17 protein-coding genes are annotated in these 18,823 nt (G+C 70.8%); 7 read left to right on the top strand and 10 right to left on the bottom strand.

Translation table 11 applies throughout. From position 1 onward, the window contains the following. Positions 1–7: 7 nt before the first annotated feature. The 3 genes from AC1D29_RS14885 to gshA are packed head-to-tail and all read left to right on the top strand — an operon-like array spanning position 8 to position 4,201. A complete protein-coding gene (locus AC1D29_RS14885) occupies positions 8–994 on the top strand; it encodes a Bug family tripartite tricarboxylate transporter substrate binding protein (RefSeq protein ID WP_477898654.1) in 987 nt (328 codons plus the stop codon). Continuing rightward, a complete protein-coding gene (locus tag AC1D29_RS14890) occupies positions 994–2,661 on the top strand; it encodes a SulP family inorganic anion transporter (RefSeq protein WP_477898656.1) in 1,668 nt (555 codons plus the stop codon). The genes AC1D29_RS14885 and AC1D29_RS14890 overlap by 1 nt, the downstream gene beginning before the upstream one ends. Positions 2,662–2,707: 46 nt before the next feature. Continuing rightward, positions 2,708–4,201 carry a glutamate--cysteine ligase gene (gene gshA / locus AC1D29_RS14895; RefSeq protein ID WP_477898659.1) on the top strand — a complete coding sequence of 498 codons (1,494 nt, stop codon included), beginning with the start codon at positions 2,708–2,710 and terminating at the stop codon, positions 4,199–4,201. Here gshA and AC1D29_RS14900 read toward each other — a convergent pair. Next, positions 4,198–6,360, bottom strand: a complete 2,163-nt coding sequence (locus AC1D29_RS14900; RefSeq protein ID WP_477898661.1) for a putative bifunctional diguanylate cyclase/phosphodiesterase — start codon at positions 6,358–6,360, stop codon at positions 4,198–4,200. The two genes, gshA and AC1D29_RS14900, sit on opposite strands and share 4 nt — an antisense overlap. 211 nt (positions 6,361–6,571) lie before the next feature. Between AC1D29_RS14900 and AC1D29_RS14905 the strand changes: the two genes are divergently transcribed. Beyond that, positions 6,572–7,234 (top strand): YecA/YgfB family protein, encoded by a 663-nt coding sequence (locus tag AC1D29_RS14905; protein ID WP_477898663.1) that lies wholly within the window; start codon positions 6,572–6,574, stop codon positions 7,232–7,234. Here the strand turns inward: AC1D29_RS14905 and AC1D29_RS14910 are convergent. After that, complete coding sequence (locus AC1D29_RS14910; RefSeq protein ID WP_477898665.1) at positions 7,161–8,435, bottom strand: Hsp70 family protein; 1,275 nt, start codon at positions 8,433–8,435, stop codon at positions 7,161–7,163. The genes AC1D29_RS14905 and AC1D29_RS14910 overlap by 74 nt on opposite strands. Positions 8,436–8,528: 93 nt before the next feature. Here AC1D29_RS14910 and prsT point away from each other — a divergent pair, with 93 nt between their 5' ends. Beyond that, on the top strand, positions 8,529–11,312 hold the full coding sequence (gene prsT / locus AC1D29_RS14915; protein WP_477898667.1) for an XrtA/PEP-CTERM system TPR-repeat protein PrsT: 2,784 nt from the start codon (positions 8,529–8,531) through the stop codon (positions 11,310–11,312). Positions 11,313–11,382: 70 nt separating this feature from the next. Here prsT and AC1D29_RS14920 read toward each other — a convergent pair whose 3' ends face one another. Next, positions 11,383–12,672, bottom strand: a complete 1,290-nt coding sequence (locus AC1D29_RS14920) for a D-amino acid dehydrogenase (RefSeq protein ID WP_477898669.1) — start codon at positions 12,670–12,672, stop codon at positions 11,383–11,385. A gap of 17 nt (positions 12,673–12,689) precedes the next feature. Further along, on the bottom strand, positions 12,690–13,328 hold the full coding sequence (locus AC1D29_RS14925; RefSeq protein WP_477898671.1) for a LysE/ArgO family amino acid transporter: 639 nt from the start codon (positions 13,326–13,328) through the stop codon (positions 12,690–12,692). Between the two features lie 73 nt (positions 13,329–13,401). Here AC1D29_RS14925 and AC1D29_RS14930 point away from each other — a divergent pair, with 73 nt between their 5' ends. After that, positions 13,402–14,319: a LysR family transcriptional regulator ArgP gene (locus AC1D29_RS14930; protein WP_477898673.1), complete on the top strand. Its 918-nt coding sequence runs from the start codon at positions 13,402–13,404 to the stop codon at positions 14,317–14,319. On the opposite strand, the gene AC1D29_RS14935 is transcribed toward AC1D29_RS14930, so the two are convergent. After that, complete coding sequence (locus tag AC1D29_RS14935) at positions 14,320–14,493, bottom strand: hypothetical protein (protein WP_477898675.1); 174 nt, start codon at positions 14,491–14,493, stop codon at positions 14,320–14,322. It abuts the gene before it with no gap. A gap of 297 nt (positions 14,494–14,790) precedes the next feature. Between AC1D29_RS14935 and AC1D29_RS14940 the strand changes: the two genes are divergently transcribed. Further along, on the top strand, positions 14,791–15,012 hold the full coding sequence (locus AC1D29_RS14940; protein WP_477898677.1) for a hypothetical protein: 222 nt from the start codon (positions 14,791–14,793) through the stop codon (positions 15,010–15,012). On the opposite strand, the gene pssA is transcribed toward AC1D29_RS14940, so the two are convergent. The 5 genes from pssA to AC1D29_RS14965 all read right to left on the bottom strand — a co-directional run bounded on the left by pssA (position 15,009) and on the right by AC1D29_RS14965 (position 18,723). Beyond that, positions 15,009–15,626: a CDP-diacylglycerol--serine O-phosphatidyltransferase gene (gene pssA, locus AC1D29_RS14945; RefSeq protein WP_477898679.1), complete on the bottom strand. Its 618-nt coding sequence runs from the start codon at positions 15,624–15,626 to the stop codon at positions 15,009–15,011. The genes AC1D29_RS14940 and pssA overlap by 4 nt on opposite strands. An 11-nt stretch (positions 15,627–15,637) precedes the next feature. After that, positions 15,638–16,750: a nucleotidyltransferase domain-containing protein gene (locus AC1D29_RS14950; protein ID WP_477898681.1), complete on the bottom strand. Its 1,113-nt coding sequence runs from the start codon at positions 16,748–16,750 to the stop codon at positions 15,638–15,640. Further along, a complete protein-coding gene (locus AC1D29_RS14955; protein WP_477898683.1) occupies positions 16,747–17,652 on the bottom strand; it encodes an HprK-related kinase A in 906 nt (301 codons plus the stop codon). Before AC1D29_RS14955 ends, AC1D29_RS14950 begins: the two co-directional genes overlap by 4 nt. Continuing rightward, the gene (locus AC1D29_RS14960; protein ID WP_477898685.1) at positions 17,646–17,921 is read right to left on the bottom strand and encodes a MarR family transcriptional regulator; all 276 of its coding nucleotides are present in this window, start codon (positions 17,919–17,921) and stop codon (positions 17,646–17,648) included. The genes AC1D29_RS14955 and AC1D29_RS14960 overlap by 7 nt, the downstream gene beginning before the upstream one ends. A gap of 73 nt (positions 17,922–17,994) precedes the next feature. Further along, positions 17,995–18,723, bottom strand: a complete 729-nt coding sequence (locus tag AC1D29_RS14965) for a hypothetical protein (protein WP_477898687.1) — start codon at positions 18,721–18,723, stop codon at positions 17,995–17,997. Positions 18,724–18,823: the final 100 nt, after the last annotated feature.

Here is an 18,823-nt window from a genome sequence, read left to right on the forward strand (position 1 = left end):
GACATCGATGAGCTTGAACCGCCGCCAGATCACCGCCCTGGCCGGCAGCCTCGCGCTGCCCGCACTCGCCCAGTCCAGCTGGCCCAGCAAGCCCATCCGCCTGGTCGTGCCCTTCACGCCCGGCGGCACCACCGACCTGCTGGCGCGCGCGATGGCGCCGGAACTGCAGCAGCGCCTGGGCCAGGCCGTCGTTGTCGACAACAAGCCCGGCGCGGGCGGCAACATCGGCTCGGCCGAGGTCGCCAAGGCCAGCGACGGCCACACGCTGCTGATGGGCACGGTCGGCACGCACGCCATCAACGCGGCGCTGTACCCCAAGCTGCCCTACGACCCGGTGAAGGACTTCGCGCCCATCACGCTGGTGGCGGCCGTGCCCAACGTGCTGGTGCTCAACCCCGCCAACGCGGCGCGCCTGGGCATCCATTCGGTGGCCGACCTGATCCGCGTCGCGCGCGCCAACCCGGGCAAGCTCAACATGGCGTCCAGCGGCAACGGCACGTCCATCCACCTGGCCGGCGAGCTGTTCAAGAGCATGACGGGCAGCTTCATGCTGCACTTCCCCTACCGCGGCTCGGGCCCGGCGCTGCTGGACCTGATGGCCGGCAACACCGACCTGATGTTCGACAACCTGCCGTCGGCGCTGCCGCAGATCAAGGCCGGCAAGCTGCTGGCCATCGCCGTCACCAGCGCCCAGCGCAGCCCGGCCGTGCCCGACCTGCCCACCGTCGCCGAGGCCGGCGGCGCGCAGCTCAAGGGCTATGAGGCCAGCTCCTGGTTCGGCCTGCTGGCGCCCAGCAACCAGCCGGCCGACCAGGTCGCGCGCCTGCAGCGCGAGGCCGCTGCGGCGCTGAACGCGCCGGCGCTGCGCGAGCGCATGGCCGGCCAGGGCGCCGTCGCCGGTGGCGGCTCCTCGGCCGAGTTCGCCGCGCTGATCGCCGCCGAGACGGCCAAGTGGGCCAAGGTCGTCAAGGTCTCCGGCGCGAAAGTCGACTGATGGGGTTGCCGCGTACCTGGCGCGCCGACCTCATCGCCGGCGCCGTCGTCGCCGTGCTGCTGATCCCGCAGAGCCTGGCCTACGCGATGCTGGCCGGCCTGCCGCCGCAGGTGGGGCTGTACGCCAGCCTGCTGCCGCTGCTGGCCTATGCCGCTTTGGGCTCCAGCCCGGTGCTGGGCCTGGGGCCGGTGGCGGTGCTGGCGCTGATGATCGCCCAGGCCTTGGGCGGGCTGCCGGCGGGCGTGTCGGTGGAGGCGGGCGCGCTGGTGCTGGCGGCCGAGGTGGGCCTGCTGCTCGCCTGCGCGGCCTTGTTGCGGCTGGATGCGTTGAGCAGCCTGCTGTCGGTGCCGGCGCTGCGCGGCTTCGAGAACGGCGCCACGCTGATGATCGCCGCCGGCCAGCTGCCGGTGCTGCTGGGCAGCGCCGCGGCCGGCTTCACGTTGCCGGACCTGCTCAGGTCGGCCCCGCAGGGCGGCTTCGGTCCGCTGAGCGCGGCCTGGGGCGCCGCGGCCATCGTCCTGCTGCTGCTGTCTCGCCGCGCCGGCTCGCGGCTGCTGGCGCGCCTGGCGCCGCTGCTGTTGCTGGTGAGTGCGATGGCGCTGTCGGCGTGGACGCCGGCCGCCCAGGGCGTGGCCCAGGTCGGCGCGCTGCCGTCGATGTCAGTGCCGCTGGGCCTGCCGCCGCTGGACGCGGCGCTGTGGCTGCAGCTGCTGCCGTCGGCCGCGCTGGTCGGGCTGATGGGCTTCGTGTCCAGCCTGGCGGTGTCGGAGTCGCTGGCCCAGCGCCGTGGCGAGAAGCTGCTCCCGGCCGCCGAGATGCGCGGGCTGGCGGCCGCCAACCTGGTCGCGTCGCTGACCGGCGGCATGCCGGTGGCGGGCAGCTTTTCACGCAGCATCCTGCTGCACGAGGCCGGCTCGCAAAGCCGCTGGAGCCTGGTGTTCGTCGCCGCCTTCATGGCCCTGGCCATGTTGCTGCTGGCCGGGCCGCTGGCGCACCTGCCCAAGCCGGTGCTGGCCGCGACCATCGTCGTGGCCGTGCTGGGCGGCTTCACGCTGCGCCATTACGCCGACGCCTGGCGCTACGCCCGCGCGGAAGGCCTGCTGATGGCGGCGGTGTCGGCGGCCGTGCTGCTGTGGAGCGTCGGCGCGGCGCTGGCGCTGGGCGTCGTCGGCTCCATCGCGCTGCTGATCCAGCGCACGGCGCGGCCGCATGTGGCGCGCATCGGCCGCGTGCCGGGCACCCAGCATTACCGCAATTTCGAGCGCTACGCGGTGGAATGGCAGCCCGAGGTCGTGGGCCTGCGCATCGACGAGAGCCTGGTGTTCACCAACGCCCGTGGCCTGGTGGACGTCGTGCTGGCCCATGTGCGCGAGCACCGCGTCCGCGTCGGCGCGCCGCAGCGTGTGCTGCTGCTGATGGCGCCGGTCAACCACATCGACGTGTCGGGTCTCACGGCGCTGCAGGAGCTGCACGCCGCGCTGGCGGCCGAGGGGCTGCGGCTGGAGCTGTCCGAGGTGAAGGGACCGGTGCTGGACCGGTTGAAGGCTATTGGCTGGCTGGAACGCCACGATGTGTCGCTCTACCTCAGCCACCACGAAGGCATCCAGGCCGGCGAACATGCCCTGAGGCCCAGTCTGGCCGACATCGACGCGCCCGGACAGCTTTAGCGCTCTTCTGCTACCGTCTCGGCCCAGTTAGCGGTCCCCGGACGCCATGAATGACAAAGAGACATTGCTCGGCATCCGCCGTGGCATCGAGAAGGAAAGCCTGCGCGCCCTGCCCGGGGGCGGCCTCGCGCTGACGCCGCATCCCGTGGCGCTGGGCTCGGCGCTGACGCACCCGCACATCACGACGGACTACAGCGAGTCCCAGCTGGAGCTGATCACCGGCGTGCATGCCGGCGTGGACGACTGCCTGCAGGAGCTGACCGAGATCCACCAGGCCGTCTACCGGGCCCTGGCCGACGAGCGCCTGTGGGTCAGCTCCATGCCCTGCGGCCTGCCGGCCGACGAAACCATCCCCATCGGCCGCTATGGCGGCAGCAACGTCGGCCGCGCCAAGAGCGTCTACCGCATGGGCCTGGGCCAGCGCTACGGCCGGCGCATGCAGACCATCTCGGGCATCCACTACAACTGGTCGCTGCCGGGCGTGTCCACCGAGGGCTATTTCGGCGCCATCCGCAACTTCCGCCGCGAGGGCTGGCTGCTGCTGTACCTGTTCGGCGCCAGCCCGGCGCTGTGCGACAGCTTCGTGCATGGCCGCGAGCACGGCCTGCAGCGGCTGTCCGAGCACAGCCTGTACCTGCCGCACGCGACCTCGCTGCGCATGGGGCGCCTGGGCTACCAGAGCGACGCGCAGGCCAGCATCGCCGTCACGTACAACTGCCTGGAAAGCTATGCCGCGTCGCTGCAGGAGGCGCTGAGCCGGCCCTACCCGGCCTATGAAGCCATCGGCGTGCAGACGCCCGGCGGCGACTACAACCAGCTCTCCACCAGCCTGCTGCAGATCGAGAACGAGTTCTACAGCACCATCCGCGCCAAGCGCGTGATCCGCTCCGGCGAGCGGCCGCTGCACGCGCTGCGCGAGCGCGGCGTCGAGTACATCGAGGTGCGGCTGATGGACCTCGACCCCTTCGAGCCGCTGGGCATAGGCGCCGACGCGATCCGCGTGCTGGACGCCTTCCTGCTGCACTGCCTGAAGAGCGACAGCCCCGACGACACGCCGCTGGAAGGCGCGCTGAATGCGCGCAACCAGCACCGCGTGGCCGCGCGCGGCCGCGAGCCCGGCCTGATGCTGGAGCACTGGCAGGGCGGCGAGCGCAGCCTGCAGGACTGGGCGGCCGAGATCCTGGCCGCCTGCGCAGCCCAGGCCGAGGCGCTGGACGCGGCCCATGGCGGCACGGCCTACCGCGCGGCGCTGGCCCGCGTGGCCGAGCGGCTGCGCCGGCCCGAGCTGTGCCCGTCGGCGCGTGTGCTGGCCGTCATGGACCAGGACTTCGACGACAGCCATGTCGGCTTCATCCGCCGCCAGAGCGATGCGACCCGCGCGGCGCTGCTGGCGCTGCCGTTCCCGGACGCGCTGCAGCAGCGCTTCGAGAAGATGGCGGCCGACTCGCTGGCCGAGCAGGCCCGCATCGAGGCGGCGGACACCATGCCCTTCGAAGACTTCCGGCGCCATTACGTGGCGCCGGAACGCATGCTCGCCTAGACGCCTGCGCCGGCGTCCAGCGGCGCGTAGACCGAGGCGCTGAAGCGCAGCAGCCGCGAGTCCTGGGCATCCATCGCCCAGCGCGCCAGTTCGTCGGCCGGCATGGGCCGCGCGAACAGAAAGCCCTGCAGCTTGTCGCAGCGCTTGCCGCGCAGCACGGCGGCCTGGCCTTCGGTCTCGACGCCCTCGGCGACCACACTCAGGCCCAGCGCATGGGCCAGCTCGATGACGGCCTTGACGATGGCACGCGCGTCGGCGCTGGTCTCCAGGTCCTGGATGAAGCTGCGGTCGATCTTCAGCTGCGACACCGGCAGGCGGCGCAGATAGGCCAGGCTGGAATAACCGGTGCCGAAGTCGTCGATGGACAGCCCCAGGCCCAGCCCGGCCAGGCGTTGCAAGGCGCGCTCCGTGGCGCTGGCGTCGTCCATCGCGACGGACTCGGTGATCTCGCAGGTCAGCAGGCGGGCGTCGACGTCATGGCGTGCCAGCACGTCCTCGAAGTGGCGCAGCAGCGCGTCGGGCTGGCGCAGCTGCTGCACGGACAGGTTGATCGCCACGCGCATCTGCAGGCCTTGATCCCGCCAGGCGGCCAGCTGGCGGCAGGACTCGGCGATGACCCAGTCGCCCAGCGGCATGATGAGGCCGAAGCGCTCGGCGATCGGGATGAAGACGACCGGGCTGATCGCGCCGCGCTGCGGGTGCTGCCAGCGCAGCAGCGCCTCGACGCCGGTGACCTCGCCCTCGTCGCTGGCCACCTTGGGCTGGTAGTGCAGCGACAGGCGCCCGCCGTTGGCCTCGCCGGCCAGCGCCGCGCGCAGGTCGCGGGCCAGCTCGACCTGCTCGCGCACGCCGGCCTGCATGTGGGCTTCGAAGAACGCAAAACCATTGCCGCCGGCGCGCTTGACCGACTGCGCGGCCGAGTCGGCCTGCGCCACCAGTGCCTCGCCCGGGCCCGTGCCGTCGTACAGCGCGATGCCGACCGAGGCCGACAGCCGCAGCGGCTGGCTGCCGGCACCGGGCACGCCCGTCATCGGCTCGGACAGTGCGTCCAGCAGGCGCTGGGCAACCTGGGCCAGCGTGGCCTCGCCGACCTCGCCCTCCAGCACCAGCACGAACTCGTCCGCGCCCAGCCGCGCCAGCGTGTCGTCGCTGCGCGCCAGGCTTTGCAGCCGCGCGGCGGTCTCGCGCAACACCTGGTCGCCGGCGGCCAGGCCGAAGCTGTCGTTGATGGGCTTGAAGCCGTCCAGGTTGACGGCCAGCAGCGCCAGCCGGGCGCCTTCGCGCTGGCCGCGCGCGGCGGCGTGCTGCAGGCGGTCGTCCAGCAGCTGGCGGTTGGCCAGGCCGGTCAGCGCGTCGCGCAGCGCCTGTTCGTGCAGTTCGGTCGTGGCCGCGTGCAGCGACTGCTGCAGCCGGTTCGTGCGGCGCTGGCCGCGAGCGTCCAGCGCGGACGTGATCAGCGTCAGCAGCAGCAGCGCGAACGTGGCGCCGGCGACGAGGTTGCCCAGGTTGTCACCGCGCAGCCCGGTCGCGCTGAGGCAGACCGCGCCCTCGGCGATGCCGGCGGCGGCCATGCCGGTGTAGTGCATGCCGGCCACCGCCGCGCCCATGACCAGCGCCGCGACGACCTGGCCCCAGCGCGCCCAGACACGCGGCAGCCGCCGCAGGCCAAAGAAGATGCACAGCGCCGCGGCGGCCGCGCCGGTCGCGACGCCGGCCGAGGCCGCGACCAGCGGCCAGTTCCATTGGATGCCCGGCGCCAGCACGAGGGCGGCCATGCCGGTGTAGTGCATCGCGCAGATGCCGGCGCCCATGCTCAGCGAGCCCAGCGCCAGCCGCGCCGGCGTCAGCGCCTCCTGGGCCGCGACACGCAGCGCGATGGCCGACACGCCGACGGCCGCGAGCCAGCTCAGCAGCGTGACGGCGCTGTCATAGCCGACGAGAAAGGGCAGCTTCAGCGCCAGCATGCCGACGAAGTGCATGGCCCAGATGCCCGTGCCCATGGACAGCGAGCCGGCGATCCACCAGGCGCGGGCGACCAGCGCATCCGGCGTGCGCACGCGCTGGGCCAGGTCGAGCGCCACATAGGACGCGAAGGCGGCGGTCAGATAGGACAGCACGACGACCGCGGGGTCGAAGCGCAGCGCGAGTACTGCAGGCATAGCCGCCAGTATCAGAGCTGGGTGCCAGGATGGACGCCGCCAACCCGCCGCGTGCGTGAAGGGCTGACGCTGCGCGCAAAAAAAGACCCGGTCAGCGGGCTGCCGGGTCATGAAGCCCTCGGGTGAGGGCGTCGTTGGGATGGCAGCACTGTAGGACGCCTGCCCGCGCCGCGGCGGGCAATATTCACGCCGTCCTGCCGATAATCCCGTCATGTCTGCCCCCATCCACCGCGCCGCCGAAGCCCTCTCCGAAGCCGATCTGGAGCGCCTGCAGGCCCTGCTGGACGACCTGCCCGCGCCGCTGGAACCGCTGGACGTCAGCATGGCCGACGGCTACCTGTGCGGCGTGCTGCTGCAGCCGGAGGCCGTGCCGCTGGAGCGCTGGCTGCCGCCGCTGCTGGACAGCGAGGGGCGGCCCGTGCCGCCGCGCCTGAGCGACGAACTCGTCGCGCTGCTGCGCCGCCGCCACAAGGAACTCAACATGGCCATCATCGGCCGCCAGTGGTTCGACCCCTGGGTGTTCGAGCTGGACGAGGACGCCGGCCCCAGCGAGACGGTGCTGCCCTGGGTGGCCGGCTTTGCCCACGCGCTGGACGCCCACCCGGCGCTGATGAAGCTGCCCGAGGAGCCGCTGCTGGAGCCGCTGGCGGCGCTGTACCTGCACCTGGACCCGGACGACCTGGAGGACGCCGATGCGCTGCTGGAGGAGATCGAGTCGCTGGAGCCGCCGACCGATCTGGAACAGGCCGTCGAGGGGCTGGTCAGCGCGGTGCTGATGCTGGCGGATGTTTCTCGGCCGCTCAAGCCCCAGCAAACAACCGCTGGGCGTGCAGGCCCAGCCCGGTCGCGACCGAGGCAAAGCGGTCGCCGGTGACGCGCGCGGCCTGCGGGAAGCCGGCCGCCATGCCGTCGACCAGCAGGCGCAAGCCCGTCGAGCCGCCGGTGAAGTAGAGCGCGTCGACCTGGCTCGCCTTCAGGCCGGCCAGCGCCACGGTCTCGTGCGCCGTCGCGATGATGCGGTCCAGGTCGGCGCGCAGCGCATCCACGGCCACGCGCTCGCTCAGTGGCAGCACCAGGCCTGGCTCGACATGGCTCAGGTCCACCGTCGTGTCGGCGCCGCCGGAGACGGCGATCTTGGCGCCCTCGGCGCGCGCGGCCAGCTCGTGTCCCAGGCGCTCCTCCAGCACCGTCATCAGCCGCGCATGCTGGCGCACGTCGCTGAACCAGCTCTTCATGCCCCGCCACTCGGCCACGCGCAGCGGCGCATAGCAGGTGTTGATGAGGTGCCAGGTGGCCAGGTCGAAGTAGATGCCGCTGGGCAGCTCGCGACCGCTGGGGCCCGTGGAGCGGTAGCCGAACTCGGGCAGCAGGCCGGCCAGCTCGATGTGGCGGTCGAAGTCCGTGCCGGCGATGTGCACGCCGTGGCTGGCCAGGATGTCGTCGCGGCGCGCCAGGCGCTGCATGCGCTCGGGGCCCACGCGCACCAGGGAGAAGTCGCTGGTGCCGCCGCCGATGTCGGCCACCAGCACGAGCTGTTCGCGCGTGGCCTGCTGCTCGAAGTCGAAGGCCGCGGCGATGGGCTCGTACTGGAACTGCACGTCCGCAAAACCGACCGCGCGGGCGCAGGCCTCCAGTTGCGCCTGCGCCGCCTTGTCGCGCTCGGGCTCGCCGTCGACGAAGAACACCGGCCGCCCCAGCACCGCGCGGCTGGGGTTGCCGGCCAGGCGGCGCAGCCGCTTCAGGTAGCCGGCGACGATGTCCGAGTACTTGGCGCCGCGGCCGCCGCCGACATCGGTGGTCTGGTCGATGAGGGGGGAGCCGAGGATGCTCTTCATCGAACGCATCAGCCGGCCGTCGTGGCCCTCCACGTAGGCGGCCACGGCGGCGCGGCCGAAGGCGCGGGGCGGGCCGTCGGCGTCGTGCGGGCCCTCGGCAAAGTAGAAGACGGCCGTCGGCATGGTGCGCTGGCCGGCCTCCAGTTCGATGAGGCGCATGCCGCCCAGGTCCTGGGGAATGGCGACGGCCGAATTCGACGTGCCGAAGTCGATGGCGCAAAAATTGGGAAGGGTGTTCATGACGTCACGGCGGGGTGGGTGAGCCCCTGGGGGCTTCACTGACGAGGGGCGCGGATTCTAGGAACACAATCGCGCGCCTGCTCTGGAGAACCGATGAAGACGCGCTATTTCGCACTGATGTTGGCGGCCGCCCTGGCCGCCTGCGGCCAACGTTCCGAGCAGGAATTGCTCGCTGCCGCGCAGAAGCGCATGGAGCAAAAGGACGCGGCCGGTGCGGTCATCGAACTGAAGAATCTGCTGCAGCACAACCCTGACAACGCCAATGGGCGGTACCTCCTTGGCAAGGCCTTGCTGGAGTCCGGCGACCTGGCCGGCGCCGAGATCGAGCTGCGCCGCGCCTGGGAGCTGGGCGCACCACGCGACGAGCTGGCGCCGCTGCTGGCGCAGACGCTGCTGAACTCCGGCCAGTCGCGCAAGCTCATCAGCGAGTTCTCCGACCAGAGCCTGGCCGACCCCAAGGCCATGTCGACGCTGTTGCAGCACCTGGCGGTGGCCTTCCTGGCCCAGGGCAACCTGACCGAGGCCAAGGCCGCCGCGGTGCGGGCGCTGCAGCTGACGCCGGAGTCCGAGCCGGCCGTCATCGTCAGCGCGCGCACCAAGCTCGCGGCCGGCTTTGCCGACGAAGCCGTCAGCGCGCTGGACGAGTTGCTGCTGCGCAACCCCAAGGCCACCAAGGCCTTGCTGCTGAAGGCCGAGGTGCTGCTGGCCCGCGGCAAGCCCACCGAGGCCGAGCCGCTGCTGACCCAGGTGGTCGCCCTCGATCCCAACAGCTATGACGCCCGCTCGCTGCTCGTGCGCCTGGCCTTCGGCCGCCAGCAGGTCGAGGTGGCGGCCAAGCTCGTCGAGGAGATGCCGCCGGCCATCGCCAAGAAGCCGCAGGGCCGGTTCCTGCAGGCCCAGCTGGCGCTGGCCAAGAACGACCCCACCAAGGCCCGCGAGCTGTCGCTGCCGCTGCTCAAGCTGATGCCCAACTACCTGCCGCTGCTGCGGCTGGCCTCGGGCGCGCACCAGCAGCTGGGCGAGCTGGCCGACGCCGAGAACTTGCTGAACCAGGCGCTCAAGCTGGCGCCCGAGGACACCGGGCTGCGCCGCCAATTCGCCAGCCTGCAGCTGCTGCGCCGCTCGCCGGGCAAGACGCTGGAGACGCTGCGCCCGCTGCTGGAAAGCGGCAAGGCCGATGCCGAGACGCTGCTGCTGGCCGGCAAGGCCCAGTTGATGCAGGGCAACTTTGAAGGCGCCGACCAGGCCTTCGGCGCCGCCGCCAAGCTGCGCCCGGACGATGCCAAGACCCAGGCCGCGCTGGCCCTGTCGGCGATTGCGCGCGACAGCGCCACGCCCGGTGGCGGCGGCAAGGCCAAGGCGGACGCGGCGCTGAGCCAGCTGCGCGAGCTGGCCGCCAAGGACACGGGCAGCAACTACGACCTGATGCTGGTCAATGCGCTGATGCGCCGGCAGGACTATCCCGCCGCGCTCGCCGCGCTCGACAAGCTGGCGCCCAAGATGAAGGACAACCCCGTGCCCGAGGGCCTGCGGGGGCGCATCCACCTGGTGCGCAAGGACACCGCCGCCGCCCAGGCCTCGTTCGAGGCCGCGCTGAAGGCCGATGCCGGCTATCTGCCAGCGGTGCTGGGCCTCGTGGCCATCGACATGCGGGCCGACCGGCAGGACGCCGCCGTCAAGCGCCTGGAGGGCTTCATCGCCAGCCAGCCGCGTTCGCCGCAGGCGCGCCTGGCGCTGGCCGAGCTGCTGGTGCAGACCAAGGCACCGCCCGCGCGCGTCACCGAGGTGCTGGCCACCGCCGTGCGTGCCGAGCCCTCCGAGGCCACGCTGAGGCTGGCGCAGATCGACCACCAGTTGCGCCAGGGGAGCACGGGCGCTGCGGCGCAGGCGGCGCAGGAGGCCGCGGCCGCGCTGCCGCTGAACCCCGACGTGATGGAGCGCCTGGCGCGCACCCAGCTCGCCTCGGGCGACAAGGCGCAGGCCGGCAAGACCTACGCCCGCCTGACCGCGCTGGCGCCGTCGCGTGCGCATGGCTGGCTGGGCCTGGCGCAATTGCGCTTCATGGACCAGGACTACGCCGGCGCCGAGCGCGAGGTCAAGCGCGCGCTGGAGGCCGAGCCGGGCTCGATGGTGGCGCAGCGGCTGATGATCCAGCTGGCCGCCCGCCAGGGCCGGGTCGACGAGGCGCTGGCCGCCGCGCGGGAGCGCCAGAAGAAGTTCCCGCAGGAGGCCTACGCGCTGGTCGTCGAGTCCGACATCGAGGTCGGCCGCCAGCACTTCGATGCCGCCATTGCCGCGCTGCGCAAGGCCACGGCGCTGCGCGAGCCGGGCGACGCGGCGCCGCGCCTGTTCGCCGTGTTGCTGGCCGCCAAGAAGCGCGACGAGGCGCTGGCCTTCGAGGCGCAGTGGCAGGCCGCCCATCCGCAGGACAACGGCTTCGCCGCCGCCGCCGCCGACCTGACGCTGACGCGCGGCGACCTCGACGGCGCCCTGAGCCGCTATGAAGCGCTGCTCAAGCGCAACCCCGATGCCGTCTCGCTGATCAACAACGTCGCCTGGCTGCGCAGCAAGGCCGGCAAGCCCGGCGCACGCGAGCTGGCCGAGCGCGGCCTCAAGCTCAAGGCCGACGACGGCGCGCTGCGCGACACCTATGCCACCGTGCTGGCCAACGAGAAGGACTTCACCAAGGCGATCAGCGTGCAGCGCCAGCTCATCAGCGACAAGCCCGACCAGCCCGGCTACAAGCTCAATCTGGCGCAGATCCTGATCCAGTCCGGCGACAAGCCGGCGGCCAAGGCCGAGCTGGAGAGCCTGGCCAGGCTGGGCAACAAGTTCCCGCAGCAGAAGCAGGTCGACGCGCTGCTGAAGACGCTCTGAATTCGGCTTGGGCCGGGCGCTGGGTCGTCCCCTCGGGGACCGGCCAAGGCGCGCCTGGGACGAGGGGGTCTCAGACCTGGCCGTAGAAGCCGAAGTCCGGCATCGCCGGCCGCCGGCCCGCGATCAGCTCGGCCATGGCCAGGCCCGAGCCGGCGCCATGCGTCCAGCCGAGCGTGCCGTGGCCGGCGTTGATCCACAGGTTGCGTGCCTTCTTGCTGCGGCCGATGTAGGGGATGTTGGTCGGCGTGCTGGGGCGCAGGCCGGTCCAGTAGTTCGGCTCGCTGGTGTCGGCCACGCCGGGGAAGAGTTCCTCGTAGCGCTTCACCAGCGCCGCGCAGCGCACGCGCGCCGTCGGTGAATCCAGGTTCAGGTCGAACCCCGACAGCTCGGCCGTGCCGGCAATGCGGATGTGGTCGCCCAGGCGCGAGATGGCGATCTTGCGGCTGTCGTCCAGCAGGCTGACGACGCTGGCGGCCTCGGGCTTCTTCAGCCGCAGCGTCGCCGAATAGCCCTTGGCCGGGTAGATGTTGAGGTGTTCGCCCAGCGGCTTCACCAGCTCGGGCGTGTACGAACCCATCGCGGCCACGAAGGCATCGGCCTTCAGCGTCTTGCGCTCGCCGCTGCGCGTGTGGGCGATCTGCACGGCCTCGATGCCGTCGCCCGCGCCGGCATCACGCTGGAGCGCCAGGATGTCGTGCTCGTACAGGAACTGCGCGCCGCGCTCGGCACACAGCCGCGCCAGCTTCTGCGTGAACACCTTGGCGTCGCCGCTCTCGTCGCTGGGCGTGAAGGTGCCGCCGAAAACGTTGGCGCCGAAGCTGGCCAGCGCCGGCTCGATCTTCAGCACCTCGTCGCGGCCCAGCACGCGGCGGTCCACGCCATGCCGCCGCATGATCTCGGCGCCCGCCGCACCGTTGTCGAAGTCGGCCTGGCTGGAGAAGAAGTGCAGGATGCCGCGCTCCAGCCGGCAGTACTCGATGCCGGTACGGTCGACCAGCGCCTTCAGCGACTCATGCGAGTAGCGGCCCAGCTGCACCAGCTCCTCCACATTGCGCTCGAACGCGGCGTTCGTGCACTGCATCAGGAAGGCCAGGCCCCAGCGCCACTGGTTGGGGTCCAGCCGCGGGCGGAACAGCAACGGCGAGTCGTCGCGCAGCAGCCACTTGGCGACCTTGAACGGCGCGCCGGCATTGGCCCAGGGCTCGCAGAAGCTCACCGAGATCTGAGCGCCGTTGGCGAAGCTGGTCTCCAACGCCGCGTCGGCCTGGCGGTCGACGACGATGACCTCATGCCCCTCGTCGAGCAGGTACCAGGCGGTGGCGATGCCGATGATGCCGGCGCCGAGAACGACGATCTTCATGACGGTCTTTCGAGTTGTCAGAGCGGTTGCAGGAGGAGTTGTAAACCCAGGCCGGCCATCAGCAAAGCGACCAGGCCATCGATGACCCGCCAGGTGTGGGCGCTGCGCAGCTTCGGGGCGGCAGCCGCCGCACCGAAGCCCAGCAGGCCGAACCACATCGCCGACGCCACACAGGCGCCAGCGGCGAAGGCGCCGCGCAGCTCAGGCGGCTGGCGCGCGCCCAGGCCGCCCAGCAGCACGACGGTGTCCAGGTAGACGTGCGGGTTCAGATAGGTGAAGGCGAAGGCGGCCGACAGCGTCGCGCCCAGGCTGGACGCCACGCCGGCGGCTTCCAGCCCCGCGGCCGGGCGCCAGGCACGCTTGGCGGCAAGCAGCGCATAGCCCAGCAGGAAGGCCGCGCCGCCGAAACGGAAAGCCTCCAGCAGCAGCGGGCTGCCCTGGATCAGCGCGCCCAGGCCGAACACGCCCAGCGCGATCAGCAGCCAATCCGACAGCGTGCAAACCGCGACGACGGCGCCGACATGCTCCCGCTTCAGGCCCTGGCGCAGCACCAGCGCGTTCTGCGCGCCGATGGCCAGGATGAGGCCGGCGCCCATGGCCCAGCCCTGCGCAAAAACGGCGGGCGCGGTCACAGAGGCCAGGGCTGGAGCAGGCATCGGCGGATTCTCCGCAGCCACCTGCCATTCAAGAAGCTGCATTCATATTCTTCGCCATACATTAGCAATGCTTATGAATGAATTTGATCCCGCCGCGCTGGACTGCCTGGCCGCGCTGGCCGATGAACAAGGTTTCGAGCGCGCCGCGCAGCGCTTGTCGATCACGCAGAGCGCGGTGTCCCAGCGGCTGCGCGGGCTCGAGGCCCAGGTCGGCCAGCCGCTGGTCGTGCGCTCGCGGCCGCTGCGCCTGACCGAGGCCGGCAAGGTGTTGCTGCGCTTCGCCCGCCAGCTGCAGGCGCTGCGTGTCGACGTGGCCCGCGAACTGGGCGAGCGCGTGGCGCCGCAGTCGCGCCTGGCCATCGCCATCAACGCCGACAGCCTGGCGACCTGGGTGCTGCCAGCGCTGGACAGCCTCGTTCAGCAGGGCTTGCGCGAGGGCTACGGGCTGGAGCTGGTCGTCGACGACCAGGACTTCACCCACGACAGCCTGCGCCAGGGCGCCGTGCTGGGCTGCGTGTCGACGGTGGCGGAGGCGCTGCAGGGCTGCCGCGTGCAGCCGCTGGGTGTCATGCGCTATGTGGCAGTGGCCAGCCCGGGCTTTCTGGCAGCCCAGCTGCAGGGCGATCCGATTCATGGCCTGCACGCTGGCAATTTCGCCGACACGCCGTTTCTCGTCTTCAACCGCAAGGACGACAGCCAGGTGCAGTGGGTGTCGCAGGCCTTCGGCGTGCGCTCGCCGCGACTGCGCGAACGTTTCGTGCCGTCCAGCGAGGCCTACGTCAACGCGGCCGTTATGGGCTGGGGCGTGGGCGTCGCCCCGGAAATCCAGGTGCGGCCCTTCGTCGACGCGGGGCGGCTGGCCGTGCTGAAGCCCGACGTGGGCGTCGACGTGGCGCTGTACTGGCACCAGTGGCAGCTGCAGGGACGTGGCGCGCTGCTGGACCAGATCGGCCAGGCATTGGCCGACGGCGCGCGGCGGGCGCTGGGCTGATCAGCGCGTCGTCGTGGCCGGCGCGGACGCCGCCTCAGCCGAGGGAATGACCTGGGCCAGCAGCAAGCTGGGGCCTTGATCGCCAGGGTGGACGGCTTGCGCCAGCCACAGCGTGCTCATCAGCACGACGGCAATGACGCCGTTGGCGATCCATTTCAATAACGAACTACTCATGGGGAGGCCGGCGGGGGGACAGGCAGGGTCGCGCAGCTTAAGCGCTGCGAGAGCCGAATGGCTCATCAGGACTAGGGGATCTGGCCAGCGTTGTGCAAACGCAAAACGCCCGCCGCGCGATGCAAATCGGCCACAACCTCGATGCCTACTGGGCAAACCCCCCGGACTGAGTGTGTGGTATTGCCATCAGAGGCAATATTTACTCACAGATGGGGGGTTCTCTTGTCACACGAATCCCGCACACTGAGTCCACGAAGCCGATGCGGTTATCGGTTGCGTCACGTAAAGAGGTCTGCCATGCGATTCGTTCCAGCGCTGCGTTTTTTCCGCCGTGACGTCGCTGCGCGCAGCGAGCCGGACCCGGCCGACCTCGGCACTGCCTTCGGGCTGGACGCCTGCCTGGACGGCGGCGCGATCAGCGAATACCGCAGCCAGTCGCCCAGTGATTTCCTCGAATCGCAATCCGGCCGCGGGCCGCAGGATTCGCCGCTGAGCTGGCTGTCGCGGCGTACCGCCTAAAGCTTGGGAATCCGGATCCGGCTCACCATCAACGAGCCGGACAGCGCAAACATCAGCACCAGCGGGTGCAGCCGGTAGCCGGCGATCCACCAGACCCCGCCCCACAGTGCGTCGCCGATGGCAGCCTGCGAGGCCGCCACCCAAAGCACCGCCACCAGCAGCATGGACGTCGGGATCGGTGTGCCTTCGAAGTAGGCGACCTTGTCCGAACCGGCGCTGAGCTTCTCGGCCGTCACGTTGTAGCGCGCCAGTCGGCTGACGCCGCAGGCGACGAAGAACACCAGCACGATGCGGTCGTACAGGCCTTGCATGCCGCAGCCATAGGCGATGACGGCCGGTGCGACGCCAAACGAGATGATGTCGGCCAGCGAATCCAGTTCGCGGCCCAGCGCCGAGCTCTTCTGGCGCCACCGCGCGATGCGGCCGTCCAGCACGTCGAAGGCCAGCGCGATGGGAATCAGCGCGCAGGCGTATTGCAGGTGTAGCCGCTCGCCGCTCTGCAGAAACGTCATCACGGCAAACAGCGCGCCCATGCCGGCGCAGGCGTTGCCCAGCGTGAACCAGTCGGCGAGGTGGAACTCGCGGATCATCGAAAAGGGTTTGGGTTTGTCCATGGCGTTTGCGCTCAGGGTCGGCCGACGGCGCCGTCCGGCTGCTTGGCCTGGGCCGGGCCGGTGCGGCCCAGGGCCTTCACGAGCAGATGGGGCAACAACAGATGCAAAGGCATGCGCAGGTAGTGGCTGCGCAGGTAGAGGACAAATTCGGCAATCCGCGTTCCCGGCGCCAGGGAGCCGCGGTGGGCGCTGGTCAGGGCGCGGGCGAACACCGCGTCCATGAGGCGCCGTGTCAGCGGCCCCGGCCGGGCCGGGCAGTGCGCCAGCGCCGCGTCAGGCACGGGGGTGTCCAGCCAGCGTCGGCACAGGCTCAACGCGTAGAACAGCGGTCGGCCGAGCGACAACTCGGCAGCGCGGGCCAGCAGCGCGTCCCAGAAACTGTCGGCCTGGGCATGCCGGCGCAGCAGGCTGTCGAGGTCGACCAGGTCACGCAGGCCATGACCCCATTCGCCCTCGTGCATCAGGTGGGTGGCGCTGTGCAGCACCTGGTCCAGCGGCGCGGGCACGCTGAAGCGCGGGAACTCGGCAACCGGCTGGGCAGCAGCCAACAGCGGCGCGCTGGGTGTCTGGATGCGCGCCGTCAGCGGCAGGATGTTGTGATGCAGGTCCAGCACGGTCTGGCGGCGCAGGTGCACCATCGGCGGCAGCTCGTGCATCCACTGCCGGTAGTAGCGGTCGTCGTAGCTGTTCTCGGCGGCGCTGGCCCAGCCGGCCAGCATCAGTGCGGCCTCGGCCTGGTCCAGCTGCGCGCGCGGCACCAGCAGGTCGATGTCGGAGAACAGGCGGCCGGCGGCCGGCGGCAGGTCGCCGGCGACATAGGCCGCGCCCTTCAGCAGCAGCACCGGTCCGGCCAGCTCCTCCAGCGCGCGTGACAGCTGCACCAACTCCCAGCGCACCGCGCGGCGCTGCTCGGCGGACAGTGCCAGCAGCGCCCGCATCTGCCGGCGCACGGGGACCGGCAACTGGGGCTCGACCCCGACCTGGCGCGCCAACGCGCCCAGCCTGGCCAGCAGTCCGGCCGACAGCGCCTGGCGCAGCAGCAGGTCCCAGGTCACCGCATCGTGGCGGCCCATGCAGGCGGGCTCGCGCAGCGAGTCCAGCAGGGCGGTCCAGCGCGGCGTCATCGCGGCAGCCCGCCCAGCGCGGCGATGCCCTGCGGCAGGTCCGAATACTCGAAATCCCAGCAGTGGCAGGCGTCTATCAGGTCCGCTGTCAGCTCGAAGCCCAGCCGGCCCAGCAGGCTGTAGTTGAAGGCGTGGTCGGCCAGCCGCTCGAAGGCCAGCGCTTTGCCAACCGGCGACAGCGCCGTCGCGGCACCGGCACGCCAGCGCGGGAAGACCAGCTGCGTCGGCCGCGCCTTGGCGTCGCGACGCGCGACGCTGTCGGGAGACGGGCGCAGGTGCGAGACCGTGCCCTTGTGCGTGTCCAGCGCTGCCTCGCCCAGCACCGCGGCGGGCTCGAAGCCGCGGATCACGGCGATGGACTGGTTCTTCAGGCTGACTGGCCGGGCCAGTGCGGCAATCAGGCCGTCGTCACGGTCGATCATGGCCATCTCGTCGGACAGCAGCCGCCAGCCGGACAGCATCAACGCCGCCGTCAGCGTGCTCTTGCCGGCACCAGGCTCGCCCGGCATGACCAGGCACTGGCCGTCCTTCTCCAGCACGGCGGCGTGGAACAGCAGGTAGTGGTTGGCCTGGCTCGCCAGGCACCAGTTCATGCCCCATTCCAGCAACGCGAACGCATGGTTGGCCGGCAGCGGCAGGAAGGGGGAATGCTGGTCGAGCCGGAAGTCGACCTGCGGACCCAGCCAGCGACGCAGGCCGCCGACGGCGCGCACATGGACGTGGAAGTCCGCGATGGCCTGCTCTGGCTCGATCTCGAAATCGGCATACAGCGTCGCCAGGCCGGCGGCAACCGGTGCGCAGTCGCTGCGGATGCGGTAGGCGAACGGCCCCGTGCGCAGCGTCAGGCCCTGATGCAGCCGCTGTTGCAGCTCCCGCCTGGGCAGCCCGCCCAGCGTCAGCATCGGCGCACCAGCAGCACCTGCTCCAGCTGTTGTAGCGTGTCGGTGGCCGTGGCCGGTTCGACCTCCATCAGCGCCGCCAACTCATCCAGGCCGGCGGGCGGCTGCTCGCCCAGGCGCTGAAGCGCCGGCACCAGCCAGGCCGCGAGGCGGTGGGTGTCGTTGGACAGCGCGTGGTGCACGACACAGTCCTCGTCCCAAACCCGGATCGCCAGGTCGGCGCCGTGGGTGAGCGTCCAGTGCGGCGGCGAGGCGGAATCGGGCGTGATCACGGGAATGTGGAGCAATAAAAAGTTCGGGCGCCCTTGCGGACGCCCGAAGTTTCACACCGATCGCCGTTGGCGCTCAGGAATAGAGGCTCTGGAAATACGCCATCACCTGGTTGTCGTCCCAGGAGATGGTGCTGTTGACCTGGTACCTGCCGCCGGCTGGGCAGACCGCATTGAACATCTTGATCGCCTGGGCCACCGAGACGGGATAGTCCGGACCAATGCTCAGCGCGTTCAGGATGGTCGCGACCGTCGCGCGGCCCAGGGCATAGATCATCGTGTCGTTCAGGCCGCCGGGCGTGTTCAACACTTGCAGCAGGGTGGCCTTGGACGACGTCGCGCAGGAACCGAAAGCCGGGTCGCGCATTCCGTAGGTGTTGCAACCCGACGCTTCTGCCTTGTAGCGGAAGGCATCAACCAGCGCGAAACCGCCGCTGGCGAAGCCGCCGAAGACGGTGCCCTTGGTGGCAAAGCTGCAGGTCGAACCGGGCAGCGTGCCCTTGATCGTGCCCGTCGGCCAGCCCGCGTTGTTCTTCCAGAAGCCGGGCGACTTGCCGAGAGTCTTGCAGTCCACCTTGCCCGGGCGGGGTGAGGCATTGCCTGACATCTGACCGGAAATGGTGCAGTTGTAGGGCTGGGTTGCCAGTGCCGGTTTGCTCAGCAAGCTGCCCAGAACGACCGGCGCGGCCGCGCCTGCCTTGGCAAACTGCCGGCGAGACGCACTCACCCGGGCCGAGGCGGGCGGCAGCTTGGGCGGTTCCATGGAACCGCCCATTTCGGGATCGGAGGGAGTGCGCTCATTCATGTTTTAACCCTGCTAGGCCTGCGCAACACCGGTTGCATGGCATGGACGGCCGCCATGCTAGTGCAGTCATGTGAGCCGTCTAAGACAGTGTTTCACAGAA

The sequence above is a fragment of the Roseateles sp. P1_C6 genome (assembly GCF_056406315.1).